At 67.7% G+C, this 26,248-nt stretch carries 29 protein-coding genes; 11 read left to right on the forward strand and 18 right to left on the reverse strand.

Translation table 11 applies throughout. The annotated features are described in order from the left end of the window. From VJ897_RS12000 to VJ897_RS12010, 3 genes are all read right to left on the reverse strand, one after another. Nucleotides 1–844: tyrosine recombinase (locus VJ897_RS12000; RefSeq protein ID WP_324055906.1), on the reverse strand; the 844-nt coding region annotated here is incomplete at its 3' end. Then, a complete protein-coding gene (locus tag VJ897_RS12005; RefSeq protein ID WP_324055907.1) occupies nucleotides 841–2,409 on the reverse strand; it encodes a hypothetical protein in 1,569 nt (522 codons plus the stop codon). The genes VJ897_RS12005 and VJ897_RS12000, both read right to left, overlap by 4 nt. Nucleotides 2,410–2,411: 2 nt before the next feature. Continuing rightward, complete coding sequence (locus VJ897_RS12010; RefSeq protein ID WP_324055908.1) at nucleotides 2,412–2,567, reverse strand: hypothetical protein; 156 nt, start codon at nucleotides 2,565–2,567, stop codon at nucleotides 2,412–2,414. 215 nt (nucleotides 2,568–2,782) lie between these two features. Here VJ897_RS12010 and VJ897_RS12015 point away from each other — a divergent pair, with 215 nt between their 5' ends. After that, nucleotides 2,783–3,370, forward strand: coding sequence for a shikimate kinase (locus VJ897_RS12015; protein ID WP_324055909.1), 588 nt, complete (start codon nucleotides 2,783–2,785; stop codon nucleotides 3,368–3,370). Next, on the forward strand, nucleotides 3,360–4,463 hold the full coding sequence (aroB, locus tag VJ897_RS12020; RefSeq protein ID WP_324055910.1) for a 3-dehydroquinate synthase: 1,104 nt from the start codon (nucleotides 3,360–3,362) through the stop codon (nucleotides 4,461–4,463). The genes VJ897_RS12015 and aroB overlap by 11 nt, the downstream gene beginning before the upstream one ends. On the opposite strand, the gene VJ897_RS12025 is transcribed toward aroB, so the two are convergent. After that, nucleotides 4,460–4,792 (reverse strand): hypothetical protein, encoded by a 333-nt coding sequence (locus VJ897_RS12025; RefSeq protein WP_324055911.1) that lies wholly within the window; start codon nucleotides 4,790–4,792, stop codon nucleotides 4,460–4,462. The two genes, aroB and VJ897_RS12025, sit on opposite strands and share 4 nt — an antisense overlap. A gap of 9 nt (nucleotides 4,793–4,801) precedes the next feature. Then, nucleotides 4,802–5,290 (reverse strand): single-stranded DNA-binding protein, encoded by a 489-nt coding sequence (locus VJ897_RS12030; RefSeq protein ID WP_324055912.1) that lies wholly within the window; start codon nucleotides 5,288–5,290, stop codon nucleotides 4,802–4,804. Nucleotides 5,291–5,463: 173 nt separating this feature from the next. Here VJ897_RS12030 and VJ897_RS12035 point away from each other — a divergent pair, with 173 nt between their 5' ends. Next, nucleotides 5,464–6,057, forward strand: coding sequence for a lytic transglycosylase domain-containing protein (locus VJ897_RS12035; RefSeq protein WP_324055913.1), 594 nt, complete (start codon nucleotides 5,464–5,466; stop codon nucleotides 6,055–6,057). 24 nt (nucleotides 6,058–6,081) lie between these two features. On the opposite strand, the gene VJ897_RS12040 is transcribed toward VJ897_RS12035, so the two are convergent. The 4 genes from VJ897_RS12040 to VJ897_RS12055 form a co-directional block, all read right to left on the reverse strand. Continuing rightward, nucleotides 6,082–6,288 (reverse strand): YgaP family membrane protein, encoded by a 207-nt coding sequence (locus tag VJ897_RS12040; RefSeq protein ID WP_324055914.1) that lies wholly within the window; start codon nucleotides 6,286–6,288, stop codon nucleotides 6,082–6,084. 273 nt (nucleotides 6,289–6,561) lie between these two features. Further along, a complete protein-coding gene (locus tag VJ897_RS12045) occupies nucleotides 6,562–7,593 on the reverse strand; it encodes an enoyl-CoA hydratase/isomerase family protein (RefSeq protein ID WP_324055915.1) in 1,032 nt (343 codons plus the stop codon). Nucleotides 7,594–8,062: 469 nt separating this feature from the next. Next, on the reverse strand, nucleotides 8,063–9,190 hold the full coding sequence (locus VJ897_RS12050; RefSeq protein ID WP_324055916.1) for a carboxylate-amine ligase: 1,128 nt from the start codon (nucleotides 9,188–9,190) through the stop codon (nucleotides 8,063–8,065). Between the two features lie 111 nt (nucleotides 9,191–9,301). After that, entirely contained in the window at nucleotides 9,302–10,801 is a 1,500-nt protein-coding gene (locus VJ897_RS12055) for a CoA-acylating methylmalonate-semialdehyde dehydrogenase (protein WP_324055934.1), read from the reverse strand. Between the two features lie 123 nt (nucleotides 10,802–10,924). On the opposite strand from VJ897_RS12055, the gene VJ897_RS12060 reads away from it, so the two are divergent. The 3 genes from VJ897_RS12060 (at nucleotide 10,925) to coaD (ending at nucleotide 12,865) form a co-directional block, all read left to right on the forward strand. Next, nucleotides 10,925–11,794, forward strand: coding sequence for a LysR family transcriptional regulator (locus VJ897_RS12060; protein WP_324055917.1), 870 nt, complete (start codon nucleotides 10,925–10,927; stop codon nucleotides 11,792–11,794). Nucleotides 11,795–11,845: 51 nt separating this feature from the next. After that, nucleotides 11,846–12,283: a CBS domain-containing protein gene (locus VJ897_RS12065; protein WP_324055918.1), complete on the forward strand. Its 438-nt coding sequence runs from the start codon at nucleotides 11,846–11,848 to the stop codon at nucleotides 12,281–12,283. A 90-nt stretch (nucleotides 12,284–12,373) separates the two neighbouring features. Continuing rightward, nucleotides 12,374–12,865 (forward strand): pantetheine-phosphate adenylyltransferase, encoded by a 492-nt coding sequence (gene coaD / locus VJ897_RS12070; RefSeq protein ID WP_324055919.1) that lies wholly within the window; start codon nucleotides 12,374–12,376, stop codon nucleotides 12,863–12,865. Between the two features lie 113 nt (nucleotides 12,866–12,978). On the opposite strand, the gene VJ897_RS12075 is transcribed toward coaD, so the two are convergent. The 4 genes from VJ897_RS12075 to gap (VJ897_RS12090) form a co-directional block, all read right to left on the reverse strand. Further along, nucleotides 12,979–13,140, reverse strand: a complete 162-nt coding sequence (locus tag VJ897_RS12075; RefSeq protein WP_324055920.1) for a DUF1127 domain-containing protein — start codon at nucleotides 13,138–13,140, stop codon at nucleotides 12,979–12,981. Between the two features lie 188 nt (nucleotides 13,141–13,328). Then, nucleotides 13,329–14,330 (reverse strand): type I glyceraldehyde-3-phosphate dehydrogenase, encoded by a 1,002-nt coding sequence (gene gap, locus VJ897_RS12080; RefSeq protein WP_324055921.1) that lies wholly within the window; start codon nucleotides 14,328–14,330, stop codon nucleotides 13,329–13,331. A gap of 119 nt (nucleotides 14,331–14,449) precedes the next feature. Beyond that, nucleotides 14,450–14,593, reverse strand: coding sequence for a hypothetical protein (locus VJ897_RS12085; RefSeq protein WP_324055922.1), 144 nt, complete (start codon nucleotides 14,591–14,593; stop codon nucleotides 14,450–14,452). 114 nt (nucleotides 14,594–14,707) lie between these two features. After that, on the reverse strand, nucleotides 14,708–15,709 hold the full coding sequence (gap, locus tag VJ897_RS12090) for a type I glyceraldehyde-3-phosphate dehydrogenase (protein ID WP_324055923.1): 1,002 nt from the start codon (nucleotides 15,707–15,709) through the stop codon (nucleotides 14,708–14,710). Nucleotides 15,710–16,016: 307 nt separating this feature from the next. On the opposite strand from gap (VJ897_RS12090), the gene VJ897_RS12095 reads away from it, so the two are divergent. Further along, nucleotides 16,017–16,958, forward strand: a complete 942-nt coding sequence (locus tag VJ897_RS12095; RefSeq protein WP_324055924.1) for a DUF808 domain-containing protein — start codon at nucleotides 16,017–16,019, stop codon at nucleotides 16,956–16,958. 22 nt (nucleotides 16,959–16,980) lie between these two features. On the opposite strand, the gene VJ897_RS12100 is transcribed toward VJ897_RS12095, so the two are convergent. The 5 genes from VJ897_RS12100 to bcp form a co-directional block, all read right to left on the reverse strand. Then, nucleotides 16,981–17,565: a DUF4329 domain-containing protein gene (locus VJ897_RS12100; RefSeq protein ID WP_324055925.1), complete on the reverse strand. Its 585-nt coding sequence runs from the start codon at nucleotides 17,563–17,565 to the stop codon at nucleotides 16,981–16,983. A gap of 199 nt (nucleotides 17,566–17,764) precedes the next feature. After that, complete coding sequence (locus VJ897_RS12105) at nucleotides 17,765–18,319, reverse strand: bactofilin family protein (RefSeq protein WP_324055926.1); 555 nt, start codon at nucleotides 18,317–18,319, stop codon at nucleotides 17,765–17,767. Continuing rightward, nucleotides 18,309–19,625, reverse strand: a complete 1,317-nt coding sequence (locus VJ897_RS12110; protein ID WP_324055927.1) for a M23 family metallopeptidase — start codon at nucleotides 19,623–19,625, stop codon at nucleotides 18,309–18,311. The genes VJ897_RS12105 and VJ897_RS12110 overlap by 11 nt, the downstream gene beginning before the upstream one ends. 220 nt (nucleotides 19,626–19,845) lie before the next feature. Continuing rightward, the gene (locus VJ897_RS12115; RefSeq protein ID WP_324055928.1) at nucleotides 19,846–20,667 is read right to left on the reverse strand and encodes a ferritin-like domain-containing protein; all 822 of its coding nucleotides are present in this window, start codon (nucleotides 20,665–20,667) and stop codon (nucleotides 19,846–19,848) included. A 59-nt stretch (nucleotides 20,668–20,726) separates the two neighbouring features. Beyond that, entirely contained in the window at nucleotides 20,727–21,194 is a 468-nt protein-coding gene (gene bcp / locus VJ897_RS12120; RefSeq protein ID WP_324055929.1) for a thioredoxin-dependent thiol peroxidase, read from the reverse strand. A 65-nt stretch (nucleotides 21,195–21,259) separates the two neighbouring features. Between bcp and VJ897_RS12125 the strand changes: the two genes are divergently transcribed. The 4 genes from VJ897_RS12125 (at nucleotide 21,260) to VJ897_RS12140 (ending at nucleotide 26,058) form a co-directional block, all read left to right on the forward strand. Beyond that, on the forward strand, nucleotides 21,260–24,580 hold the full coding sequence (locus tag VJ897_RS12125) for an AsmA-like C-terminal region-containing protein (RefSeq protein WP_324055930.1): 3,321 nt from the start codon (nucleotides 21,260–21,262) through the stop codon (nucleotides 24,578–24,580). 6 nt (nucleotides 24,581–24,586) lie between these two features. Beyond that, nucleotides 24,587–25,630 carry a tRNA preQ1(34) S-adenosylmethionine ribosyltransferase-isomerase QueA gene (gene queA / locus VJ897_RS12130; protein WP_324055931.1) on the forward strand — a complete coding sequence of 348 codons (1,044 nt, stop codon included), beginning with the start codon at nucleotides 24,587–24,589 and terminating at the stop codon, nucleotides 25,628–25,630. Nucleotides 25,631–25,732: 102 nt separating this feature from the next. Continuing rightward, the gene (locus tag VJ897_RS12135) at nucleotides 25,733–25,879 is read left to right on the forward strand and encodes a hypothetical protein (RefSeq protein WP_324055932.1); all 147 of its coding nucleotides are present in this window, start codon (nucleotides 25,733–25,735) and stop codon (nucleotides 25,877–25,879) included. Between the two features lie 38 nt (nucleotides 25,880–25,917). Further along, a complete protein-coding gene (locus VJ897_RS12140; protein ID WP_324055933.1) occupies nucleotides 25,918–26,058 on the forward strand; it encodes a hypothetical protein in 141 nt (46 codons plus the stop codon). The last annotated feature ends 190 nt before the right edge of the window (nucleotides 26,059–26,248 follow it).

Genomic DNA, 26,248 nt, shown 5'->3' on the forward strand with positions numbered 1-26,248 from the left:
CGGCGTGACCCAGAAGGGTCTGTATCGCCCGCAGGTCGGCGCCGCCGGCCAGCAGGTGCGTGGCGAAGGCGTGGCGCAAGGTGTGCGGACTGACCAACTCGGTGCGGATGCCCGCCTGGGCGGCCCAGGTCTTGATCAACCCGTGAAAGCTCTGACGGGTCAGGTGGCCGGCCTTGCCGCGTGACGGAAAAAGATAGGGCGAGCGCGGCTTGCGCCTGGCCGCGGCCGCGTCCTCGGCGGCATCCCGTTCGGCCAGCCAGGCGGCAAGCGCGCTGCGAGCGGGCTGCGACAACGGCACCATGCGATCCTTGTCGCCCTTTCCGCGCACCAGCAGCATCCGGGGGTCGCCACGCGCGGCCGAGACGGGCAGGGCGACCAGTTCCGATACCCGCATGCCGGTGGCATAGAGCAGTTCCATCAGGCAGGTATTGCGCGTGCGGTCCCGGGCGCTGGTGCGGGCGGCGTCCAGAAGCGCGTTGACCTCGGCGTGGCTCAGGGTCTTGGGCAGGTGCCGGGCGCGGCCCGGCCCGGCGATCTGGATGGCCGGGTTGTCGGGGCGCCAGCCCTCGTCGAAGGCAAAGCGGAACAGTTGCTTGATCGCCGACAGCCGCCGGGCGCGTGTGGCGGGGGCCAGTCCCTCTGCCTCGCAGGCGACGAGGTAATCCTCGACCTGCGCCCGGGTGGCGGTGGCGAAATGCGCGCCGCGCGCGCCCAGCCAGTCCCCGAAGGCGCGCAGGTCGCGGGCATAGGCCGACAGGGTGTTCTCGGCGGCGTCCAGTTCCGCCGCCTGCGCTTCCAGGAAGGCCTGTAGCCAGTGGGCCCGCGGCTGGTCGGCGGCGCTCATGTCCCCGACAGGATCAGGTGGTGCAGCGCGGTGCGCCGGGCGATGTCCTCCAGCCCCAGGGCGCGCAGGGTCGCGAGCCCCTCGGCCAAGGCCGCCGGATCGCCCTCCAGCCCCTGCTGGACGGTGGCGATGGTGCGAAGAATGGCCTCGCCCAGCCTGTCCTGGTCGGCCATTGCGACCAGCCGGTCGTCCGGCCGGGGGGCCGCGAAGGCGGTGCGGATCGGTTCGGCGGCGCGGGGCACGGGCGTTTCGCGGTCCACCCGGCCGCGGGCCACGGCCGAGAGCAACGCGGTGCCCTCGGGCGCGGCCAGGTCCAGCGCGTGGGTCTCGTAGTCGTCGGTCAGCATCAGCACACGGTAGCGCAGCCCGGTGGCGCGCGGGGTCAGGCTGCCTTGCGACAGCCGGTCGGCGAAACCGTTCACCAGCACCGCCTGCGTGCCCGCCCCGGTCAGCCTTTCCCAGGCCGCCAGCAGAGCCTCGGAGGCGGTCTCGGCCTCCCTTGCCGAAAGTGCGGTCTCCAGTCGTTGCACCGCGCGCGCGCGTTCCCAGACCCCGCCCGAGGCCGAGGGCGCCCGCCGGGTATAGAGGTTCAGCAACACCGTGGGCGAGATCGCGCCCGTGCGCAGCAGCCGTTCGCCCGCCTCGATCTGGGATTTCCAGCCGACCGTGTCGCGCAGGTCCGAATGGGCAAAGGCGCGCGGCAGGCCGGTCGTCGACATCCGCTCGCCTACGGCCTCCCGGATGCGCAGGATCAGCGGCGTGACCCGGTCCGGGCGCGGTGGCGTCTCGCCCGCGAAGAGTTCGGGGTCGAGGAACCACGCCATGAGGTCGGCTGTCTCGGGGTCGATGTCGCCCAGCGCCTCGGCGCTGTTCAGGGTCAGGGCCGCCGCGGACCAGTCCCCGGCGCGGGCCAGGCAGAAGATGCGCGCGGCGGGGGTGGGCGCGATGCCGGGCTTGTCCTGCATCATCTCGCAGGCGCGCCGCTCGGTCCCGGTCAGAAGCGAAACATCGAACCAGCGCCTGAACAGCGCTGGCGTGTCGGGATCGGCGGCTTCGAGCATGGCCTGCGCGGGGTCCAGCGCGCCAATGTCCAGAAGCGTGTCCACCCGCGCCAGGAACAGCGCGCCCTCGGGGCCGGCATCCGCGGGCGGGTCGGCCTCGGTCAGGATCAGTCGCACCAGCAGGTCGCGCAGGGGGGGCAGGGTTTCGACCTGTTCGGCACGGATGAGCGTCACAAGCGTCTCGGCCTCGCTTCCGGCCCAGAGCGTTGCGGGCAGGCCGGTCGTGGCCGGCGACATCAGGCCGACCCGGTCGGGCGAGGGCGCGTCCAGCGGACGCACCGAGACATCCGGGATCGTTGCGCTGTCGGCGACCGGGTCCTCGGGCGGATGCGGCATCGGGCCGTCCCGCGGGCCCGGGCTGGGGATGCGCACGCTTTCCGACAGCCAGTCGATGGCCGAGAGCGGGCGCATGTCCGCTTGCTCGTCCGGCTGGGCCAAGGCCGCCGCGCCGGCCAGCGAGGCGGCCAGTCCAATCGCGAGTCCTGGCACTGAAAGCCGTTTCACCGCTACTCCACCTCGAGCGTTACGGGCTGCGTTACCTGTTCGACCGGGGGTGCGAAATCCTCGGCAAAGAAGATCGGCCCGACGTAGGCATAGGCGATCAGTGCCAGTGCCGCGAAAACCGTCAATACCAGCACCGCCTTGATCAGCCGCCACAACATGCCCTTGCCCCATTCTTTCGGTTCTGCCCCAATGCCGTCCCCCCGTTTCGACCATTGCGGGCCCGGCCCGAGGAGGAGAGGGCGGTTTCGTCACCCTCTCTGCGGAGTTATATATGGCCTTCAAACGAATTTCACGTCATGGAATTGGAAATCTCACCAACCGGCGAGGCGGTGCCGATCACCGGGCGGGACAGGACAACGGAGACGGACCAGGCGTGAGCGTCAACACAGGGGACAGGCAGGAGACGGGGCGGCCGCGGCTTCATTGCACAGTGGTTCTCGTGGGCATGATGGGTTGCGGCAAGTCGGCCATAGGGCGCACTCTGGCCGCGCGGCTTGGCGTGGCTTTCGTCGATTCGGATGCCGAGATCGAGACCGCCGCCAATGCCACCATCCCGGAGATATTCGCCCGCGATGGCGAGGCCTTCTTTCGCGCCCGCGAGGCCGAGGTCATCGCCCGCCTGCTGCGGGGCGAACCCTGCGTGCTGTCCACCGGTGGCGGGGCTTTCCTGGCCGACCGCAACCGGCAGGCCATCGCGGAGCATGGCGTTGCGATCTGGCTCGACGCGGACCTGGACCTTCTGTGGGACCGGGTGCGCCACAAGGACACCCGGCCGCTGCTGCGCACTCCGGACCCCAAGATGACCCTGGCCCGCCTGCTGGAGGACCGCGCGCCGATCTACGCGCAGGCCGAATTGCGCGCGCGCGCAGAGCCGGGCCTGTCCATCGACGCCATGACCGAGCGCGTGATCGCCATCCTGGCCGACCGCCCCGATATCCTGGAGATACCCGATGACAGTTGATACCGTTCACGTGGACCTGCCCGGCCGGGCCTATGACGTGCGCATCGGACCCGGGCTGATCGCGCGGGCCGCGGCCGAGATCGCGCCGCTGCTGCACCGGCCGCGCGTGGCGATCGTGACCGAGGAAACGGTGGCCGGGCTGCATCTTGCGCCGGTGCAAGACGCCCTGCGCGGCGAAGGTATCGAAAGCGCCGCGCTGATCCTGCCGCCGGGCGAGGCCACGAAGGGCTGGCCGCAGTTCACCCGCACCGTCGAATGGCTGCTCGACCGCCAGGTCGAGCGCGGCGATATCGTCATGGCCCTGGGCGGCGGGGTGATCGGCGACCTGGTGGGTTTCGCCGCTGCCGTGGTGCGCCGCGGGGTGCGGTTCGTCCAGGTGCCGACCTCGCTTCTGGCACAGGTGGACAGTTCGGTGGGTGGCAAGACGGGCATCAACACGCCCCAGGGCAAGAACCTGGTCGGAGCCTTCCACCAGCCTGCGCTGGTGCTGGCAGATACCTCGGCGCTGGCCACCATGCCCGCGCGCGACTTTCTGTCGGGTTACGGCGAGGTGGTCAAATACGGGCTTCTCGGCGACGCGGATTTCTTTGCCTGGCTCGAGGACAACGGCCCGCGCCTGCGCGACGATGATTCGGCCCTGATCCACGCGGTGAAACGCTCTGTCCAGATGAAGGCCGACATCGTCATGCGCGACGAGACCGAGCAAGGCGACCGCGCGCTGCTGAACCTGGGCCATACCTTCTGCCACGCGCTGGAGGCGGCGACGGGCTATTCCGACCGGCTGCTGCATGGCGAAGGGGTGGCGATCGGCTGTGTGCTTGCCTTCGAGACCTCCGCAAGGCTGGGCCTGTGCGCGCAGGAGGACCCGAGCCGCCTGCGCGCCCACCTGGCCGCCATGGGCATGAAGACGGACCTGGCCGATATCCCCGGCGACCTGCCGGGCCCGCTGGCCCTGGTCGACCTGATGGGCCAGGACAAGAAGGTCGTGGACGGTCAGTTGCGCTTTGTCATGGTGCGGGGCATCGGCGATGCCTTCGTCACCGCGGACGTGCCGCGAGAGGTCGTCGCGCAGGTGCTGGCGGACGCGGGCTAGTCGCTGTCGTCGTCCCAGGCGTCCTCGGAAAAGGGATCGATCCCGTGGCGTCGGCAGAACCACAGGAACAGCGGCCATTCCATGACCATGGCCGTCAGCAGGGTGAAGACCCACCAGTTGGTCTCGAACAGCAGAAGCGAAAAGCGCGTTCCGCTGCCGGCGAACATCACCCCGACCACCACCAGAAGCACCACCGACAGCGCCACGTCCTGCCGCAGCAGGCGACGCAGGGTGATACGGGCCATGCTGGGATAGATGCCCAGGTAGGCCACGGCCAGCGCCGCCGCATTCAGGATCAGGATCTTAAGTTCCGGGGGCAGGGCGCCCATTTCCAATCCTTAGAACGGGATCTCGTCGTCCATGTCGCCGCCGCCCGCGGGGCTGGACGGGCCGCTGTCATAGCCGCCCCCGCCACCGCCGTAGCCGCCACCCGACTGGTCGGACATGTAGCCGCCACCAGAGCCGCCGCCTTCGCCGCGGCCGTCCAGCATGGTCAGTTCGCTGCGGTAGGGGCGCAGCACAACCTCGGTGGAATAGCGGTCCTGGCCGTTCTGGTCCTGCCACTTGCGGGTTTCCAGCTGGCCTTCGATGTAGACCTTGGATCCCTTCTTGAGATAACGCTCGGCCACGTTGGCCAGTGGCTCCGAGAAGATCGCGACCGAGTGCCACTCCGTCTTCTCGCGGCGTTCACCGGTGTTGCGGTCTTTCCAGTTTTCCGAGGTGGCGATGCGCAGGTTGCAGACCTTGCCGCCGTTCTGGAAGGTGCGCGTTTCCGGGTCGCGCCCCAGGTTGCCGATCAGAATGACCTTGTTGACGGATCCGGCCATGGCGACCTCCCTTGCTGTCAGAATCCCAGTCGTGCTCGTGCGCTGTTACACCATCCCAGAATGGTTAATGAAAGTAGAATATCGCCGCGCTGAAGCGTGCCCGGGCGCGGCGGGCTGGAATCCATGCCGCCGAGCGGCTAGCTTCTGGTGGCGTGGTGCGGAGGATTTTAACGATGACGGCGGTCAGGGTCAGCCTCGGCGTGGTTCTCGTGGGCAGCGTGTCATGGGCAGCCATGGCCGAAAGCATGTCAACGCGCAATCGCGCCGCCTTGCTTGGATCGCAACTCGAGGTGCTCGAAGGGCGCGCGGCGGCGCAGTATTCGAATTCGGTGCGGCTGCGCCCGCCACAGGTGGTTGTGCCGGGTCAGCCCGGCACCGGGCCGGTCTATCGTGGCGATTACCGTGGGCCCCTGCTTGACCTGGCGCGCGACGCAGCGCGGCGCCACGACATCCCCGAGGGGCTCTTCCTGCGGCTGGTGCAGCAGGAATCAGGCTGGAACCGCCGCGCGCAGTCCCACGCCGGGGCCATGGGGCTGGCCCAACTCATGCCTGCCACGGCGCGCAAGCTTGGGGTGCGCGATGCCTGGGACCCGCAACAGAACCTCGATGGCGGCGCGCGTTACCTGCGTGCCCAGTTCGAGACCTTCCGCAGCTGGCCGCTTGCGCTGGCCGCCTACAACGCGGGACCCGAGGCGGTCCGCCGCCACGGCGGCATTCCGCCCTACCGCGAAACCCGCGATTACGTGGCCATCATCTGGACGGAGTAAGGGGCGCCCATGCGCCCCCTCTCTTCAGCTTTTCGTCTTGCAGGTGTTGATACCCAGCAGCGCATAGGGCGGGCAGGATCCCATGGCCGCCGTCGCCAGCAACACGGCACCCACGATCCCGCTGATCCAGGCCCATGCGCCGCCGAGTGACGTGAAGGCCAGGAAGATCAGCAAGGCGCCCAGGATGGCGCGAATGGCACGGTCGGTCTGACCCATGTTCTTTTTAAGCATGTCGGTTCCTCCGATAAGGTTCATCTGTGGAGCAGGTTAACGGAAAATGCCATCCGTCGTGCATGATTTGGATCAATTCGACCAGGATTTCTCGGGCCGGGGGCACCATGGCTGAAAGGTCGCGCGCCGGGCCGCCGCCGGCCCTGAGAAGCTGCACGTGCCCCCCCCTCTGCCGCGCGCGGTCTTGGCCGCCTCGACCGGCTTGTCGACCATGGGCGCACCCATGTTTCCCAATCCGGGGAACCGATCTTCATGGCGTCTCTCCCCCGGTGGTCAGAATTGCAGCGGGTGATCGGTTATCGGCGCGGTCATGGCCAGGATATCCCCCTCTGGTATGTCGCGCCAGGTTTCGTGCCGCCAGCGCGGGGCGCCGTCGCGGTCCATGATGGCGGCGCGGATGCCCTCGAGGAAATCGCCGCGCGACATCGAGCGGGCGGTGTAGCGGTATTCATGCTCCAGCGCGGTGCGGATGCCGCCCGTTTCGCGCACGGTTCGGATGATCCGCAGGGCGCAGGCCATGGCCAGCGGGGAATGGCCCGCCATGTCCGACCCCGCCCGGTCCAGCGGCTCGGGCGCGGGATCGGGCAGGGCGCCCATGATCTCGTCCAGGGTCTCGCCCGCGAAACAAGGGCCGATACGGGCCTGCCAGCCGGCCAGGGCGCTTTTCGGGGCTGGTTGGGCGGCGCGCGCCACCGCTGACGCATCGCCGGTGCCGCAAAGCTCGGCCGTCAGCGCCGGCCAGCCCTCGCGCGGGACGAAGTGGTCGGCGAACCCGGCATGGATCGCGTCGCCTGCCGTCATCCGGTGCGCCGTCAGCCCGAGGAATTCTCCCAACCGTCCCGGCGCGCGGGCCAGAAGCAAAGAGCCGCCCACGTCCGGGATCAACCCGATGCTCACCTCGGGCATGGCCAGCTTGCTGGTCTCGCAGACGACCCGGTGCGTGGCGTGACATCCGACACCGACGCCGCCGCCCATGGTATAGCCCTGCAAGAAGGTGACGACCGGTTTGGGGAACTCTGCCAGCTTGGCGTTCATCCGGTATTCGTCACGCCAGAACCGGCGGCCGTAGTCGAGATCTCCGGCGCGGCCGGTCTCGTACATGCGCTGGATGTCGCCGCCCGCGCAAAAGGCCCGGTCGCCCTCGGCATCTATCAACACCAGGTCGAGCCCGCGCCGTTCGCGCCAGCGGTCCAGCGCCGCCTCGATGTCCAGCACCATGTCATGGGTCAGCGCATTCAACGCCCGCGGGCGGGTCAGGGTGATGCGGCCCGCACGGCCCTCTTCCCGGATCTTCGTCTCGCTCATCGCCTCGTCCTCATGCCGGCCTTCAAGATCACGACGAGGGCCGGTTGTCACCAGCCTCTGCCGGACAAGGCCATCGGTCGTGCTCTCCTATCCGGCATCCAGCGCGGCCGGCCGCCTCCCGGTTGCCGTAAGGGGATGCGATCCTGTCGATCCCGATGGCCGGGCCCATGTCGACCATGGTCCCTTGTCCTTTGGCCATGGCGAAATCCATCGGTGCCGGTCCTCTCGTCTGTCAGGTCAACGATCGGTCGGATTGCCGCCTGACGACCGGTCGGTATGCAAGGCATCGGGCGAATCGCGCCCCGTGCAAGTCATCGCATCACGAGACGCGGGCCGGCGCCATGGCCGGGGCCCGTTCGACCCGCGCCAGTCCCGCGTCGATGTCGAAACTGGCCGCGCCGGGGACGACAGGCCGGCTCGTGGTGATGGCACCGGTCCTGATCAGCCTCTCCCGGGCGGCCGTGCGCGCTTACAGGTCGGCGCTGAATTCCTCGATCAGGTGGCGCACCACGGCACGCATCTGACCCTCGCTGTCGGCGCCCGCGTCCCGGGCGTCCCGGGCGGCGGCGCGCTGGCGTTCGGCGCTGGTGCCTGTTGTCATTATCTCGCGCAGGGCGTTGATCTCGTCACAGCATTGCAGAACGCCCGCGTCCGATTCGACCAGGTCCACCAACTCCTCGAAAAGCTCCTGGTAGGGCACGATCTCGCCCCGGCCGAAGTCGATCAGCCCGTCGGTGGTGCCGTAGCGTTGTGCCCGCCAGCGGTTTTCCTGAACCAGGAAATTGTCGTAGCGCCGCCAGCGCTGGTTGCGCACCCGCAGTCGCCACAGCAGGCGGGTCAGCGCCTGGATCAGGGCAGCCAGCCCCAGCGCGTGGTTCAGCCGGGGCGAAACATCGCAGATCCGGGTCTCCAGCGTGGGGTAATGGGCCGAAGGGCGAAGGTCCCACCAGATCTTGCTGGCATCCTCGATGACCCCGATGTCCACCAGCGCCTGGACCGAGCGCTGGTATTCGTCCCAGCTGTCCACGGCCGGCGGCAGTCCCGTGCGCGGCAGGTTGTCGAAGATCGACAGCCGGTAAGACGCCAGCCCGGTATCCTGTCCCTGCCAATAGGGCGAGGATGTGGACATGGCCAGCAGGTGCGGCAGGAAATAGGACAGTTGGCCCAGCAGGTCGGCACGCAGCTGGTTCGAGTTCAGCCCGACATGCACGTGCATCCCGCAAATCAGCATCCGCCGGACGACGCCGCCAAGGTCCTCACGCAACTGGTTATAGCGTTGCTTGTGGGTGTGGTGCTGGTCCTTCCAGTCGGCCAGCGGGTGGCAAGAGGCGGCAATGGGCGTCAGGCCGTATTTGTCGGCACAGTCGCGGATCGTGCGGCGCAGGTGGGTGAGGTCCGCGCGTGCCTCGGCCACGGTGGCGCAGACCTTGGTGCCGATCTCGATCTGGCATTGCAGGTATTCGGGCGCAACCTGTCCGCCAAGCGCGGCCTCGCAATCGGCCATCAACCCCTCCGGGACCACGGCCAGTGCCATGGTTTCCTTGTCGACGAGGAGATATTCCTCCTCGATGCCGATCGAGAATTCCGGCTCGTCCATCCCGGCCCTCCGTCGTTGCGGATCTTCCTGCCTGCCAGTTTGTGGCGACAGCGCGCAAACGGCAAGCGCTGGACGGGCCGGGGCGGTGGCGCGCCGCCGCCCCGAGGGGTGTCAGTCCATGGCCTTGAAGTTGAACTCGCCGCCGTCCTTGATCCCCGAGAACCAGCGCGAGGTCACGGTCTTGGTCCGCGTGTAGAACCGGAAGGCGTCGGGGCCATACTGGTTCAGGTCGCCGAAGCCGGATTTCTTCCAGCCGCCGAAGGTGTGATAGGACAGCGGCACCGGGATCGGGAAATTCACCCCGACCATGCCGACATTGACCCGGTGGGCATAGTCGCGGGCCGTGTCGCCGTCGGCGGTGTAGATCGCGGTGCCGTTGCCGTACGGGTTGTCCATGACAAGCTCCAGTGCCTCGTCGTAGCTGCCCGCGCGGACCTGGCAAAGGACCGGGCCGAAGATCTCCTCTCGGTAGATCTCCATATCTGGGGTGACACGGTCGAAGAACGATGGCCCGATGAAATAACCGTTCTCGTAGCCCTGGAGCGAGAAGTCGCGCCCGTCGATGCGCAGATCGGCGCCTTCATCCACGCCCGACCCGATCAACCCGAGGATACGATCGCGCGCCTGGGCGGTGATGACGGGGCCATAGTCCACGTCCTCTCCGGCGGTGTAGGGGCCGACCTTGAGCTTCTCGATGCGCGGCAGCAGCTTTTCGGTCAGGCGGTCGGCGGTCTCCTCGCCCACCGGGACGGCCACGGAAATCGCCATGCAACGTTCGCCAGCCGCGCCGTATCCGGCGCCGACCAGCGCATCGGCGGCCTTGTCGAGGTCGGCATCTGGCATGATGACCATGTGGTTCTTGGCACCGCCGAAACACTGCGCGCGCTTGCCGTTGGCGCTGGCGCGCGAGTAGATGTAATGCGCGATCGGCGTGGAGCCGACGAAGCCCACCGCCTGGATGGTTTCGTTGTCCAGCAGCGCGTCGACCGATTCCTTGTCGCCGTTGACGACCTGCAGGATGCCGTCGGGCACGCCCGCCTGGCTGCACAGCTCGGCCAGCATGAGCGCGGTGGTGGGCACCCGCTCGGACGGTTTCAGGATCATCGCGTTGCCGCTGACGATGGCGCCGGCCAGTTTCCACAGCGGGATCATGGCCGGGAAGTTGAAGGGCGTGATGCCCGCGACCACGCCCAGAGGCTGGCGCATGGAATGCAGGTCGATGCCCGGGCCGCCGTTGTCGGTGAACTCGCCCTTGAGCATGTGCGGCGCACCCATGCAGACCTCGACGACCTCCAGCCCGCGCTGCACGTCACCGCGTGCATCGGGCAGGGTCTTGCCGTGTTCGCGGCTGACAGCCTCGGCCAGCGCGTCCATGTTCTCGTTGATGAGCTGGCCCAGCTTCATCATCACGCGGGCGCGGCGCTGAGGGTTCACATTGGCCCAGGCCTCTTGCGCCGTGGCGGCTCGGGCGACGGCATCGTCGACCTCCCGCGTGGTGGCGAGCGCCACCTTGGCCTGCACCTCGCCGGTGGCGGGGTTCATGACATCGGCGAAGCGGCCCGAGGTCCCCGCGACGCGCACGCCGTCAATGTAATGACCGATCTCTTCCATGGTATCCTCCCGTGACGTGGTCATCCCCAACCTACTCTTGCAATTTTGTCAGAAGAAGAGAGAATTCAGCAAAACAATCTTGTAATCATGCAAAGCGAGGGCGGCGTGCGGAACTGGGACGACATGCGGGTCTTCCTGGCGGTGGCCCGGGCGCAGGGCCTGTCGGCGGCGGCGCCGACGCTGAAGATGGACCCGGCCACGGTCAGCCGCCGCATCGCCCGGCTGGAGGCCGAGCTCGGGGCGGCGCTTTTCGTGAAATCCCCTCAGGGCTACGCGCTGACCGACCAGGGCGCGCGGATGCGTGACCGCGCCACCGAGGCCGAAGCGGCGCTGGCACTGGCCGCAGACGAGGGGCAGGGCGCGGGCGGTGGCCTGACCGGGCAGGTCCGCATCGGCGCCCCCGACGGCTGTGCCAACTACGTGCTGCCGCAGGTCTGCGCGGCACTGCAGGCGGACAACCCGGACCTGGAGATCCAGATCCTGGCCCTGCCGCGGGTCGTCAACCTGTCACGGCGCGAGGCCGACATGGCGATCACCGTCTCGCCGCCCGCCGCGGGGCGGCTCACCGTGCAGCGCATCACGGCCTACGGATTGCATCTGGCCGCCCATCGTGACACCGCGCGCCGGATCACGAGCCGCGACGACCTGACCGGGCGGCCCGTGGTAGGCTATATCCCCGACATGATCTTCGACAAGGAACTGGACTACCTGGGCGAGTTGGCCCGTGACGGCGTGCAGCTGGCCTCGAACTCGGTTGCGGTGCAGGCGCAGCTGTTGCGGGCCGGGGGTGGCGTCGGGATCGTGCATGACTTCGCGCTGCCTTTCGTGCCCGGGCTGGTGCGGGTCCTGGTCGACGAGATCAGCCTGTCGCGCAGCTTCTTTCTGGTGCGCCATGCCTCGGACCGGCGGTCGGACCGGCTCAACCGGTTGGCCGTGGCACTGGCGGGCGGGATCCGGGCCGAGGTGGCGCGGCTGGAGCGTCTCGTCGCTTGACAGACGGCGTGCCTGCGGGGACGCTGGGTAAAAAGACGCAAAGGATAGCCCATGTTGGTGCAACAGATTCTTTCATCCAAGGCCGTCGAAGGGGTGCTGACGCTGCACAGCGACGCCCATGTCAAGGAGGCTGCGGCGATCATGTCGGACCGTCGGATCGGGACGATCGTGATCAGCGACGATGATGGCGGGACGCCGATGGGCATCCTTTCGGAACGCGACATCGTGCGCGAGATCGGCCGCCAGGGCCCCGAGTGCCTGTCAAAGAGCGTGAAAGACATCATGACCCGCGATCCTGTGACCTGCACCCCCGCGGACAGTTCCGACGCGGTGCTGTCACGCATGACCGAGGGGCGCTTTCGCCACATGCCGGTCATCGAGGGGGACCGGATGATCGGGCTGATCTCGATCGGGGACGTGGTCAAGGCTCGCCTGGCCGAACTGTCGATGGAAAAGAATGCGCTGGAAGGGATGATCATGGGCCACTAGGGCCCGTTCTGCACGTTCCGAAAGCCGCTTGCATTCCCCGTTGCAATATTGTTGCGTGCGCCGCGAAACGGCAGCCCGAAAGGACCCGCGATGCGCACTGGCCTTTACCCCGGCACTTTCGACCCAGTTACCCTGGGCCATGTCGACATCATCCGCCGGGCTTGCACGCTGGTTGATCGACTGGTCATCGGCGTGGCCATCAACCGCGACAAGGGTCCGCTTTTCACGCTGGAAGAGCGCGTGGCCATGATCGAGTCGGAATGCGCCGCGCTCACCGCGGAGACCGGGGTCGAGATCATTGCCCATCCCTTCGAGAACCTTCTGATCGACTGCGCCAACGATGTCGGGGCGGGGATCATCGTCCGGGGTCTGCGCGCGGTGGCCGATTTCGAATACGAATACCAGATGGTCGGCATGAACCGGGCGCTCGATGATAGCGTGGAGACGGTTTTCCTGATGGCTGACGCCCAGCACCAGGCCATTGCCTCGAAACTGGTCAAGGAAATCGCGCGCTTGGGCGGAGACGTGTCCAAGTTCGTCTCGCCCCTCGTGGAGACCGCCCTCAAGGACCGGCTGGGCTGATCGCGCGGGTTGGCAGCGCCGTGCCGGGTCTCTGGAACACCTTCATGCACCGCCCCCCGGCGACGGCAGGAGTCGCCGAGGTCAAGCGCGTCGATTTGCCAGCATGAAGAGCGTCAGCCGTAGACGGCCTTGCGCGCGATCTTGTCGGCATCACCGGTGTAGAAGCCCAGGTCCTCAAGGGCGAGGTCAAGCGGAAGATTGGCCAGCTCGCGCTTGGTGCGGGCATAGGCGGCGCGTTTCTTGAGGGCCGTGCGGAGGGAAGCGAAAGCGGTCATGTCAGTCTCCTTTGGGTGGCCGTTTGCCTGTTTCCTGACTGACCATATAGGGATGCTGCGGTGCGGCACCACTGACAGTTTGCGCTAACGGCCTTGCGTTCTCCGCATGGCGGCCCGTCCATGGCAGAACATAAAAAAACCGCCCCGAGGGGCGGTTTCCGAGGTGTCGCGGGGTCGGGACCTGCCCGTCAGAGGTGCTTGCCCATCTCCACGGCCGTATCGGCCATGCGGTTCGAGAAGCCCCATTCGTTGTCATACCACGACAGGATGCGGACCATGCGGCCCTCCATGACCTTGGTCTGGTCGGTGTGGAAAACCGAGGAATGCGGATCATGGTTGAAATCGGTGCTGACCAGTGGCTTGTCGGTGTAGCCCAGCACGCCCTTGAGCGGGCCGTCCGCGGCGGTGCGGATGGCGGCGTTGATTTCTTCCATCGTGGTGTCGCGGGCGGCCTCGAACGTCAGGTCGACGACCGAGACATTGGGCGTTGGTACGCGGATCGCCACACCGTCGAGCTTGCCGTCCAGGTCGGGCAGTACCAGCCCCACGGCCTTGGCCGCGCCGGTCGAGGTCGGGATCATCGACAGGGCCGCCGCGCGGGCGCGATAGAGATCCTTGTGCATGGTGTCCAGTGTCGGCTGGTCGCCGGTATAACTGTGGATCGTGGTCATGAAGCCCTTGACGATGCCGATCTCGTCATGAAGCACCTTGGCAACCGGCGACAGGCAATTGGTCGTGCAGGACGCGTTGGAGACGACGATGTCCTCGGGACCCAGCTGATCATGGTTCACACCGTAGACGATGGTCTTGTCCGCGCCCTTGCCCGGGGCCGAGATCAAGACCCGCGAGGCGCCGTTTTCCAGATGGGCCTGGCAGGCCTCCTTGGAGGTGAAGATGCCGGTGCATTCGAGCACGACGTCCACGTCGGACCAGGGCAGGTCGGCGGGGTTGCGAATGGCAGTGACGGCGATGGGGCCGCGGCCGACGTCGATGCTGTCCTCGGTATGGCTGACCTCGACCGGGAAACGGCCATGGACGCTGTCGAATTGCAGCAGGTGGGCATTGGTCTCGACCGGCCCGAGGTCATTGATGGCGATGACCTCGATATCGGTGCGGCCGGATTCGATGATTCCGCGCAGCACGTTGCGGCCGATCCGACCGAACCCGTTGATGGCGACTTTGACTGACATGGGATGGCCCTCCGTGTTGGATTGGCATGGTGCGGCCCGTGGATCGTGCCGCTGTTGGCGCTAACATCCGCTTTTTTGGCCAAAGGTCAACCCGCCTGTCCCGCTGCGTGGCGGGAAATTCACCGCCAGAAGGCGACGTACTGCAGCAATTCCAGGAACTTGCGGCCCAGGAATATGGTCGCCTCGGAGTCCTGCACGAAGTGGTCCAGCGCCAGGAGCCCGGCCAGAAGCAGCAGTAGCCATATCGCGAGCCTGTTGGTCATGTTCCCTTCTTAGGCGCGCGGGCGCGCGAAGGCAAAGCCGGATCGCCCGCGCGGCTTGGGGCCGGGTGACCTTGACCACCGGGCCGCATGTCGCCCCTGCCTGGCAGCGCCAGGTCAGATCAGCCGGCCCATGTGTCCCGCGACGTCGGCCATGCGTGCCGAGAAGCCCCATTCGTTGTCATACCAGGCCAGCACGCGCACGCTGCGCCCGCCCACGACCTTGGTCTGGTCCGGCGCGAAAATGGTGCTGTGCGGCGTGTGGTTGAAATCGACCGAGACCTTGGGCTCCGGGTCATAGGCCATGACCATGCCCATGTGCCCGGCGCTGGCTTCGGCGACGACGGAATTGACGTCCTCGGCGCTCACCGACCTTTGCGCCTCGAAGGTCAGGTCCACGCAGGAGACATTGGGCGTGGGGACGCGCATGGCGGTGCCGTCGAGCTTGCCGGCCATCTCGGGCAGGACCTCGGACAGGGCCTTGGCCGCGCCGGTGCTGGTCGGGATCATCGCCATGGCGGCGGCGCGGGCGCGGTAGAGATCCTTGTGGCGGCGGTCCAGCGTCGGCTGGTCGCCGGTGTAGCTGTGGATCGTGGTCATCAGCCCGCGTTCGATGCCGATCCCGTCGTTGAGCACCTTGACCAGCGGGGCAAGGCAGTTGGTGGTGCAGGACCCGTTCGAGACCATGCGGTCCTGGGCCTGCAACGCGCGGTGATTGACGCCGTAGACGATGGTTCGGTCCACGTTGGTCGCCGGGGCCGAGATCAGCACCTTGCCCGCGCCGCGGTCGAGGTGGACGGCAGACATGTGACCGTCGTTGAACTGGCCCGTGCATTCGAGGACGACGTCGCATCCGTCCCAGTCCAGGTCCCGGGGGTCATAGCTCGACATGACCTCGATGCCACCGCGGCCGAGGTCCAGTTTGCCGTCGACCACCTCGACCTCGCCGCCGAAGCGCCCGTGCACGCTGTCATAGCGCAGCAGGTGAGCGTTGGTCTCGATAGGGCCGGTGGCGTTGATCTTGACGACCTGCACGTCGTTGCGGGCAGCCTCGGCGATGTGGGCGAGGGTGCACCGGCCAATTCGACCGAATCCGTTGATGCCGATGGTGACTGTCATGGCGACTCCTCAAGGCGCTGTTTGCGAGGCTTCTAAGCGGTATTCGACAGTATACCAATCCCGAAAGCGGCGCTTTGCCAGATGGTTAGCGGTAACGGACGCTGATATGGCACGGTTTGCGCTAACGCCGCTCACGCGATTTTCGGGGCGTTGCCGCTAACAGGCGGCGCGGCGCGTGTCAGGCGGACCACATGAAGAATCAATTCGATGACGTGCTGGTGCTGTCGGGGCACGGCGCGGGACGCTTTGCCTTGCAGCCGCACCGTTGAAACGCAAGAGTGGCCGCGACACAGACGGAGTATGCAGGATGAGTGGTCTTCTGGCCCTGTTGGACGATGTCGCGGCGATCGCGAAACTGGCGGCCTCCAGCGTTGACGACGTGGCGGGCATGGCGGCCAAGGCCGGGTCAAAGGCGGCGGGCGTGGTCATAGATGACGCGGCGGTGACGCCGAAATACGTCCACGGGCTGGACCCGAAACGCGAATTGCCGATCATCTGGAAAATCGCCCGGGCAAGCTTTTTCAACAAGCTGGTGATCCTGTTGCCGGTGGCGCTTGCGCTCAATATCCTCGCGCCCTGGCTGATCACGCCGCTGCTCATGCTGGGCGGCTTCTACCTGTGTTTCGAGGGCGCCGAGAAGGTTCACCACTGGTTGTTCCCGCATGCCGACGCGCAGGTCGAAAAGGACCTGGACGTGGGCGACCCGGTGCATCTTGAGGAAAAGCGCGTGAAAGGGGCCATCAAGACCGACTTCATCCTGTCCGCCGAGATCATGACCATCTCGCTGGCGGCCATCCCCGAGGGCACGTTCTGGCTGGAGGCCGCGACGCTGGCTGTCGTGGCGGCGGGCATCACCGCGCTGGTTTATGGCACGGTCGGGTTGATCGTCAAGATGGACGACATCGGACTGGCAGTGGCGGCCAAGGGGCGCACCGGGCTGGGCCGGGGCCTGGGCCGCGGGTTGGTCAAGGGGATGCCCCACATCATGAAGCTGCTGTCGATCATCGGCACCGTGGCCATGCTCTGGGTGGGGGGCTCGATCCTTGTCCATGGCACGCATGACCTGGGCTGGCACCTTGTTTATGACGTTATCAACGGGGCCGCGGCGGCGGTCGGCGACGGCGGATTCGCCAACTGGGCGGTCACGGCCGGACTGGACGGGCTGATCGGGCTGGCGGTCGGGCTGCTACTGATCCCCGTGGTGGGGCGCGTCGTCGCCCGGCTGACGGGCGATACGGCGGCGCACTAGGCGCAAGGGCAAGGCCGGAGGGTCAGTTGGTCGCGGCACGGTGGCGCAACTCGGACATGGAATAGCGCGGCCGGATTGCGGACTCGCCCACCGGCACGAAGCCCGGGTCCATGAAGACGCAGCCGATCCCGCAAAGCTGGACCAGGCTGCGCGTGCCGTGATCCACCTGCCAGACCCGTCCCCCCGGCGTGCTGACATACCCGTCGATCCCCAGCTGCACGTCATTGAGAAGGTCCCGCACCGAGGGCACCTCGTTGTCATAACCCGGCGCGAAGGCGCTGTGGGTGTGGTAGGACGCGAAGACCCCGGCCCCGGACCTCGGCACGGGCATCTCGCAGCCCGCGAAATCACCGACGCGCGGTGGCGTCGCGGCGATTTCGCCGGCCTCGGTGACGTAGAAGTAGCCGCAAAGTTCGCGCCGCAGCGCAACCGAGCGCGGCTGAATTGCATCGAGGAAGGCCCGCGCGAAACGCCCGGCGCGGGCGTCCTCGGGCGGCGTAACCTGCGATAGTGGGGCGCGCGGGGGCGTGTCGGGGGGCGGTGTCGGCGCGGGCGCCGCGCAGGCGACCAGAGCGAGAAAGGCCAGCAGGGGAAGGGCGATGTGCATGTCTCGATCGGCTTTCAGGGGGCTTCGGACCTTGATGCTAGCAGGGCGCGCGTCGCACGAGCCAGCAAAACGGGCAGCCCGATATCCCGTGGTCCCGTCCGGATGACGGCCGGAACGACAAAGCCCCCGCAGATGGCTGCGGGGGCCCGTGAGGTCTGCAAAGACCCGCGGTCGCCGGACGTTGGCCGCGCCGTGTCCATCAGCCCTTGGTGTCTGCCTTTTGCGGCTGGGCAGGGGCCGGCTTGGGCGCCTCGGCCTTGGCGGGCTGTGGCGCGCTGGCCGCGGCGCGGCCGCCGCCCGCGTTCAACGGGTCGTCCTGGCGCTGGACCGAACCTTCGAAATGGGCGCCGGATTCGATGGCGATGGTCTTGTGGATGATGTCGCCCTCGACCCGCGCGGTCGAGGTCAGCCGCACCTTGAGACCACGCACCGTGCCCACGACACGGCCATGCACCACCACGTCATCAGCGATGCATTCACCGTTGACGGTGGCGCCGTCACCGATTGTCAGCAGGTGGGCGCGGATGTCGCCGTCGACCGTGCCTTCGATGTTGATGTCGCCGCTGGTCTTGAGGTTGCCGGTGATGTGCAGGTCGGCCGAGAGCGTCGAGGCCGGCGGCTTGGCCTTGCTGGCCGACTTGTAGTCGGCCCCGGTGGGCGCGGCGGGTTTCCGTGCCGCAGTGTCGGCGGAGCTTGCGGCGCCCTTGTCCTCGGCTGCGGGGCCGGGTTCGTTGATCTTGCTTTTAGAAAACATCTTGTCCAGCTCTTATGTAGGTCATGGGGTTCACGGCCGATCCGCTCTGCCGGATCTCGTAGTGCAGGTGCGGGCCCGTGGATCGTCCTGAGTTGCCAATATCACCTATGTGATCCCCGCGCGAGACCCTTTGTCCTTCCTCGACGCGGATCCTGCTCTGGTGGGCGTAGCGGGTTTCTATCCCGAAGGCATGGCGGATCTTGACCATCCGACCATAGCCCGAAGACCAGCCTGCAAAGGTCACCACGCCCTCGGCCGGGGCATAAATCGGGGTACCGACAGGGGCGGCGAAATCGGTGCCGTTGTGCATCCGGCCCCAGCGCATCCCGTAGCCCGAGGTGAAACGGAACCCGGCCTTGACGGGCATGTCGAAGGGCACCTTTTCGGCAGCGAGACGATACATGTTGAGCCGGTCCATGGCGCGCAGGATCGAATTGGCGCGCTCCGCGTCGGGGTCGTTGCTGCCCCCGCGGGTGGAGAATTGCAGCGGGGTCAGCGGCCCGCCGGTGCCCGAGTACCCGCTGCGCACGGTGTCGAGCACCTGCTCGGGGTCCATCCCGGCGGCCCGGAACATCTTGTTGAGCGGCTCGACGGAGACGGTAAAGGCTTCTTCCAGTTGGCTGAAGATGGCGTCGTTCTTCTCGCGCAGCAGACGCAGTTCCAGCTCCATCTCCGAGGCGTGTTCGAGGGCGTATTCCGCATCGGCGGCGATCTGGTCGCGTTCCCGGGCCGTCTGGGCCAGGGCATCTGCGAGCATGTCCACCGTTCCGGCCGACGAGGTGCCGCCCGCCGTGCCTGGCAGGGTGCCGTTGCCGTCGTCGAGAGCAGCCTCCAGCGCGCGGGCACGATCGCGCGCCGCCTCGCGCTCAGACATGGTGCGCCGCAGCGAGGCCTGGATCACCTCGATCCCGGTCTCCAGTTCGCGGCGCCGTTCCTCCGAGCGCAGCAATTCCGACTGCATCAAGGAGATCTGTTCGAGCGCGGAACTGAACCGGTCCTGCGCGGCGCGGGCCTCGGTGGCGCGGCGGTCGCGTTCGCTCGACAGCACGTTGAGCCGGTCTTCGTAGGTCATCTGGTCGCGCAGGGCCTGGGCACGGAAATTGCCGGCGCCGATGCTGTCCATGATCACGATGGCGGTGGCAACGATGGTCCAGGCCAGCACCAGTGACGTGACCGACCAGGCCGTGAGTTGCGTCGCCGGACCGAGCCGTATGAAGCGGGTCTGCTCGTCCGAGCGCAGAAACAGGCGTTTTTCCGGAAAGCGGTTTTCCAGCATCAAGTGGAGCTTGTGTCTGAAGCCAGTCATCACGTCCTGTCGTCTGTCCCCATCCCGCCGCGGGTCTGCCCGGCCAGCCGGGCGTCTCTGCGACACACGAGCCCAAACGGGCCGTGCACTCGACCCGCCGGATACAGCGCAGCAGAGTCCCCCGCAAGGATTTTGAACTCAAAGACGACAATTCCCGGCATTTCCCGCCATTTGGGCGGTAATTTGCCGATGCCCTGTCTGCCCGTCCGAGCCGGCCTGCTTATCGGCCTGTCTCGGGCCCCTCAGCCAGGGGCCAGTAGAAATCCGGCGGCACGCCCGCCTCGGCGCGTTTTTCCTCGTTGAAAGGCGGTTTGAGCGCCCCGTGGAAATAGCGCCGGACGAGATCGTGAAAGGCGTCCCTGGGGTCAGTGTCCAGGCGCCCGCACAGGAAATGGAACCACTTGGAGCCATAGGCAACGTGGTGGACTTCCTCGGCGTAGATCACCCGCATGGCCGCGACGGCGTCGGTTTCGCCGGCCTTATCGAAGATATCGATCATGCCGGGTGTCACGTCCAGGCCGCGCGCCTCAAGCACCATGGGCACCACGGCAAGCCGGCCCATCAGGTCATGGGCCGTGTCACGGGCCGCGCGCCACATGCCGGCATGGGCAGGCAGGGCGCCGTAGTGACTGCCCATGCCTTCAAGACAGTCGCATATCAGTTGGAAATGCTTTGATTCCTCGTCTGCCGATTTGACCCAGTCGTCGTAGAAACCGGGCGGCATCGGCGTGTCGGCAAAGCGCGCGATGATGTCCCAGTGCAGGTCCACCGCGTTAAGCTCGATATGGGCGACGGCGTGCAGCATGGCGATGCGCCCGGCGGGCGAGCCTGGCCGGCGGCGCGGCATCTCGCGCGGGTCACGCAGCTCGGGCTGCCCGGGCCGCGCGGGATCGCATGGCGGATTTGCTGTGCCGATCCGGGGCAGCTCGCCGGACGCGCGTGCCGCCTGCCAGGCGGCGGCATGGCGCCGTGACAGAGCGGTCTTTTCACGACCATCGGCGGTGCGCAGCACCTCTTCGGCCATCTGGGCAAGCGGTTTCATAGTGCCGGTTTCGCCCGGCGGTCCGGCAAGGTCAAGCCGGTGCCGCTCCGCACCCGTGGTCAGAGGGCGCGCACCGCCCCAAGCACCTCTTCGGCATGACCGTCCACCTTCACTTTCGGCCAGACGCGCGCGACCTTGCCGTCCGCGTCGATGAGCACCGTCGCGCGGGTAATCCCCTCGAAGGTCTTGCCGTACATCTGCTTTTCGCCCCAGACTCCGTAAGTTTCGCAGACGTCCCCGTCGGCGTCCGAGAGCAAGGCCACCTTGAGGTCGTGCTTGGCGACGAAATTGTCGTGCTTTTTCACGCTGTCCTTGGAAATGCCCAGCACCGTCGCACCGGAGGCGGCGAAGTCCTCCAGCAGGCCGGTGAAGGCCACGGCCTCCGTCGTGCAGCCGGGGGTGTTGTCCTTGGGATAGAAAAACAGAACGACCGGCCCGCCACGCAGGTCGGACAGGGTCACGGTGTCGCCGCCGTCGCGGGGCAGGCTGAAGTCGGGGGCCGGCTGGCCGGGCACGAGGTCTTGCATCTGGGTCTCTCCGCGTGATCAATCCTTTTTGTGTTCTAGCCCGGCCCGTCGGAGAATAAAGCCCCATGCAGGACCCGACGACCAAGAAGCAGGCCCAGCGGCATCAGGAGTCGCCGCGCGAGGACGGCGGGCAGCCGCGCGCCCGTGCTCGGCGGCGGCTCGCTTGGCGGGCGCTGTTTCTTGGGCTGACGGCGCCGCTGGCGGCGCTGATGGTCGTGGGCGTGCTGCTGATCGGCAACGAGGTCACCGCGCCGAGCTGGGTCACCCGGAAGGTCGAGGCGCGCGCCAGCGAGGTCCTGGCCGGCGGGCAGCTGGACTTCGGCGCCATGTCCGTGACCCTCGGCCGCGACCTGCACCCGCGGCTGGTGCTGCGTGACACGGTGCTGCGCGACAGCGCCGGGGCGGTCCTGGCCCGGGTGCCGCGGATCGAGGGTCTGGTCTCGCCGCGCGGCGCGCTGCAGGGTCGGATACTGGCACAGGAGGTCGTTTTGCAGGGTGCGCAATTGCGCCTGCGACGCGACCGCGACGGCACCGTTGCCGTGGCCTTTGACGGGGGCGCCGCCGAGGCGAGCCGGGCCGAGACTTTCCTTGGTCTGGTCGACCAGCTTGACGCCATGGTCACGCAGGGGCCGCTGGAAGCGCTGGAACATCTGCGGGCGACCGGGCTTATCATCAACTATGCCGATGCGCGGGCGGGCCGCAACTGGACCGTGGACAACGGTCAAGTGGCCCTGGACATGCGCGACGACGAGACGGTGATCTCGGCACGGGTCGCGCTGCTTTCGGGCCGCGCCAATGCCAGCGCGGCCGAGTTCACCTATTCCAGCCCCAAGGGCAGCGCCGCGGCCGAGTTCGGCGTTACCATCAGCGACATGGCCGCGCCCGACATCGCCAGCCAGTCGCCGCTGCTCAGCTGGCTGGGCGTTCTCGAGGCGCCGATCTCGGGGGCGCTGCGGGGCGTGGTCGACCGGGACGGGGCGTTGACCTCGGCCAGTGCAACGCTGCAGATCGGCGAGGGGCGGCTGCAACCGACGGCGCAGACCCGGCCCGTTCCCTTCGAGGGTGCCAGAACCTACCTGTCCTACAACCCGGCCGAGTCGCGTCTGACCTTCGATCTGATCGAGGTGGATAGCGACTGGGGCGCGCTCAAAGGGACGGGCCATGCCGACCTGCGCGAGTTCGACCGCGGCTGGCCGGGCGCCATCATCGGCCAGGTCCGGATCGACGCGCTTCAGGTCAATCCGGCCGGTCTGTATTCCGGGCGGCGTGACATGGGGCCGGCACGGGCCGATTTCCGGCTTCGGCTGGACCCGTTCACGCTGGACCTGGGCCAGGCCGTGCTGGGGCATGACGGCACACCGCTGCGCCTGTCGGGCCGGGTGGCGGCGGCACCGCAAGGCTGGGTCACGGGGCTGGAGGTTGCGGCGGACCGTCTCGACGTGGCCGAACTGATGCGTCTCTGGCCCGAGGCGTTCCGCCCGGGCAGCCGTGACTGGTTCGCGCGCAACCTGACAACAGGCACGCTCTCGGACCTGACTTACGTCCTGCGCACCCGGCCCGGCGCGCCGCCGCACAGCGGGCTGTCGCTGAACTTCTCGGGGGCCAGCATCCGCGCGCTGCCCGAGCAGCCCCCCATCGAAGGGGCCGCCGGGGCCGTTTCCGAGATCGACGGCAGGCTGGTCGTGACCCTGAACGCGGGCACGGTGACCGCGCCGCAGGGCGGGCGGCTGGACATGGCCGGGTCGGTCATGACCATTCCGCGGACCGGGCGCGATCCGCCCGCCCGTTTCGACCTTGACATCGCGGGAACCATAACCGCGGCCATGGCGGTGCTGGCCGGGCCACCCTTCAACGCGCTCGACGACAGTGACCTGCCCGTGACCCTTGCAGACGGGCGGGCCGAGATCGGCGTGACGATCGAGACCGTGCTCAAGAACGATGTCCCGCCGGAGGACCGGAGCTGGCAGGCCAGTGCGCGGCTGCGTGACCTGCGCTCGGAGGTGCTGATCCCCGGCCGCAGACTGGTCGCCCCGGACCTGGTTGCCGAGGCAACCTCCGACAGCCTGACCCTGCGCGGCGATGTGCAAGTCGACGGCGTGCCTGCCAGCGCGGTCTACTCCCGCGCGCTGGGGGCCGGGTCGGAGGGAACGGCCCGGATCACGGCGGAGGTGCCGCTGGGGCCGCGCCTGCTGCGGGCCTTCGACATCGACCTGCCCGAGGGCGCGCTTGCCGGGGCGGGCCGGGCACAATTGGAACTGGACCTGTCGCGTGACGGCGGCCCGGGTCTTGCCTTGCGATCGGACCTGGCCGGGGTCGGGCTGTCGCTACCCGCCCTGGGCTGGTCCAAACCGGCCGCGACGCCGGGGCGCCTGGTGCTGGAGGGGCACCTGGGCGCGCTGCCGCGCATCGACCGGATCGTGCTTGAAGGGGCCGGTCTGGTGGCCGAGGGCGCGATCACCCTTGATGCCGACGGCGGATTGGACCGCGCCCTTTTCAGCCGGGTGCGGATCGAGGACTGGTTCGACGCGCCTGTCGAATTGCTGGGCCGGGGCGCAGGTCAGGCCCCCGAGGTCCGGGTGACCGGTGGCCGGCTCGACCTGCGCCGGGCGCGGCCCGGCGGCGACGGTGCGCGGGACGGGCCCGCGGGCGGGCCGGTCTCCATGGCGCTGGACCGCCTTCAGGTGACTGCGGGCATCGCGCTGACCGGGTTCCGGGGCAGTTTCGACACGCAGGGCGGCCTGTCTGGCAATTTCACCGGGGCGGTCAACGGCGGTGCGCCGGTGCAGGGCACGGTGGTCCCGGTCGAGGGGGGCACCGGCCTGCGCCTGCGCAGCGCGGATGCGGGCGGCGTGTTCCGCGATGCCGGGTTGCTGGAGAACGGGCGCGAGGGCGCGCTGGACATGACGGTGCGCCCGACCGGCACCGAGGGGTACTACGCCGGCCGCCTCTCGGCGCGGGACTTGCGGGTGCGCGACGCTCCGGCGCTGGCCTCGCTGCTCGATGCGATCTCGGTGGTCGGGCTGCTGACGCAGCTTGACGGTCAGGGGCTGCTCTTCTCCGAGGTGGAGGCCGCGTTCACGCTGACACCCGAGCGCATCCTGCTGCAACGGGCCAGCGCGGTGGGGCCGGGGCTGGGCCTGTCGCTGGACGGCACCTACGCCCTGGCCGCGCGGCAGATGGATTTCCAGGGGGTGATTTCGCCGCTCTACATGATCAACGGGCTGGGGGCCTTCCTGACTCGGCCGGGCGAGGGACTCATCGGTTTCAACTTCACGCTGCAGGGACCGGTTGACAGTCCCCGCGTTCTGGTCAATCCGCTGTCGGCACTGACCCCCGGCATGTTCCGGGAAATATTCCGCCGCCCGCCACCCCGGCCCAGCCAGTAGACCCGCATGAAACTGTCCGATTTCGATTTCGACCTGCCGGAGGACCTGATCGCCACCCGGCCTGCGCGCCCGCGCACCGCCGCGCGCCTTCTCGTGGCCGAGAGGGACCGCATCGCGGATCGCCATGTGCGCGACCTCTGCGCGGTGCTGCGCCCCGGCGACCGGTTGGTCCTGAACGACACGCGGGTGATCCCGGCCCGCCTGTTCGGCACGCGCGACAGGGCAGGCGCCACCGCCAACATCGAGGTCACGCTGCTGGAGCCGCGCGCGGACGGCACCTGGTCGGCGCTGGTCAAGCCCCTGCGCAAGCTCCGCGACGGCGAGGTGGTCGTTTTCTCGACGGCGCTGTCGGCCACCGTGGAGGGCCGCGACGCGGGCCAGGCGCATCTGCGCTTCAACCTGGCCGGCGAGGATTTCGACGCCGCGCTTGAGGCCGCGGGCCAGATGCCCCTGCCACCCTACATCGCCGCGCGGCGGCCCGCCGACGCCGCCGACCGGACCGACTACCAGACCATCTGGGCACGCGAAAACGGCGCTGTGGCCGCGCCCACGGCCTCGCTGCATTTCGAGGACTGGCTGCTGGACGACCTGGCGGCCATGGGTGTGGAGTTCACCCACGTGACGCTGCATGTCGGCGCCGGGACCTTCCTGCCGGTCAAGACCGACGACATTTCCGAGCACCGCATGCATGCCGAATGGGGCCGGGTGACACGGACCGCTGCCGACCAGATCAATGCCACCCGCGCCGCGGGTGGGCGCGTGATTCCCGTCGGCACGACTGCCCTGCGCCTGATCGAGAGCGCGGCGAACGACACCGGCATCGCCGCCTGGGAGGGCAAGACGGACATCTTCATCACACCGGGGTTCCGGTTCCGGGTCACTGACGGGCTGATGACCAATTTCCACCTGCCCAAGTCCACCCTGATGATGCTTGTCAGCGCCTTTATGGGCGTGGACCGGGTGCGCGCGATCTATGCCCATGCCATCGCTGCGCGATACCGTTTTTTCAGCTACGGCGACAGTTCGATCCTTTTGCCCGGACAGGACTGATCGAGACCGCGCCGAGGCGGGCCTGCCCCCAGCCGTTCTGCCTTATGTCGTTGACGATCGGTGACTATTGACACTCTGACACACAAGGCAGTGATATGCCTGATGTCACCACGAGACGAAAAGGTTCACTCGGTCGGCAAGCTTTCGACGAATGCCGCCAGAGTTTGTGTCGACACGGCCTTGAAAGCCGCGAAGGCCGAAAACCGGACTTCGCCCTTGCATGAAGAACTCGTTCGCCGCCTCGCCTGACTTTCTCCGCCCACGGTCGAGTTTTCTCAGGATCCTGCATGGACCAGTGCTTTGTAAGGCTGCTTCTGCTTGAGGAAGGTGCTCTCATGGGCATTGCCTTCCTGCTCATCATCATCGGCGCGCTTGCCCCATCAGACGACCGAGAATATGAAAACAAGACCCGCAGACTCTCATTATGAATGAGGGAGCCTTGGGGGGCAGGTCAGATGCACTCCCGCAAATTTTTTACCACACGAACCAGAACGGCAGGGGGCCGCCGGCCCGTCGGTTTCCCGTTGTGGCGTCATGTCGCTGAGATGATAAGTCGAGACGTGAACAGCACCGACTCGGGCCGGCGGCCCCCCTTAGGATAGCCCACATGATACCAGT

The organism is Salibaculum sp. (genome assembly GCF_035270045.1).
Classification (GTDB): domain Bacteria; phylum Pseudomonadota; class Alphaproteobacteria; order Rhodobacterales; family Rhodobacteraceae; genus Salibaculum.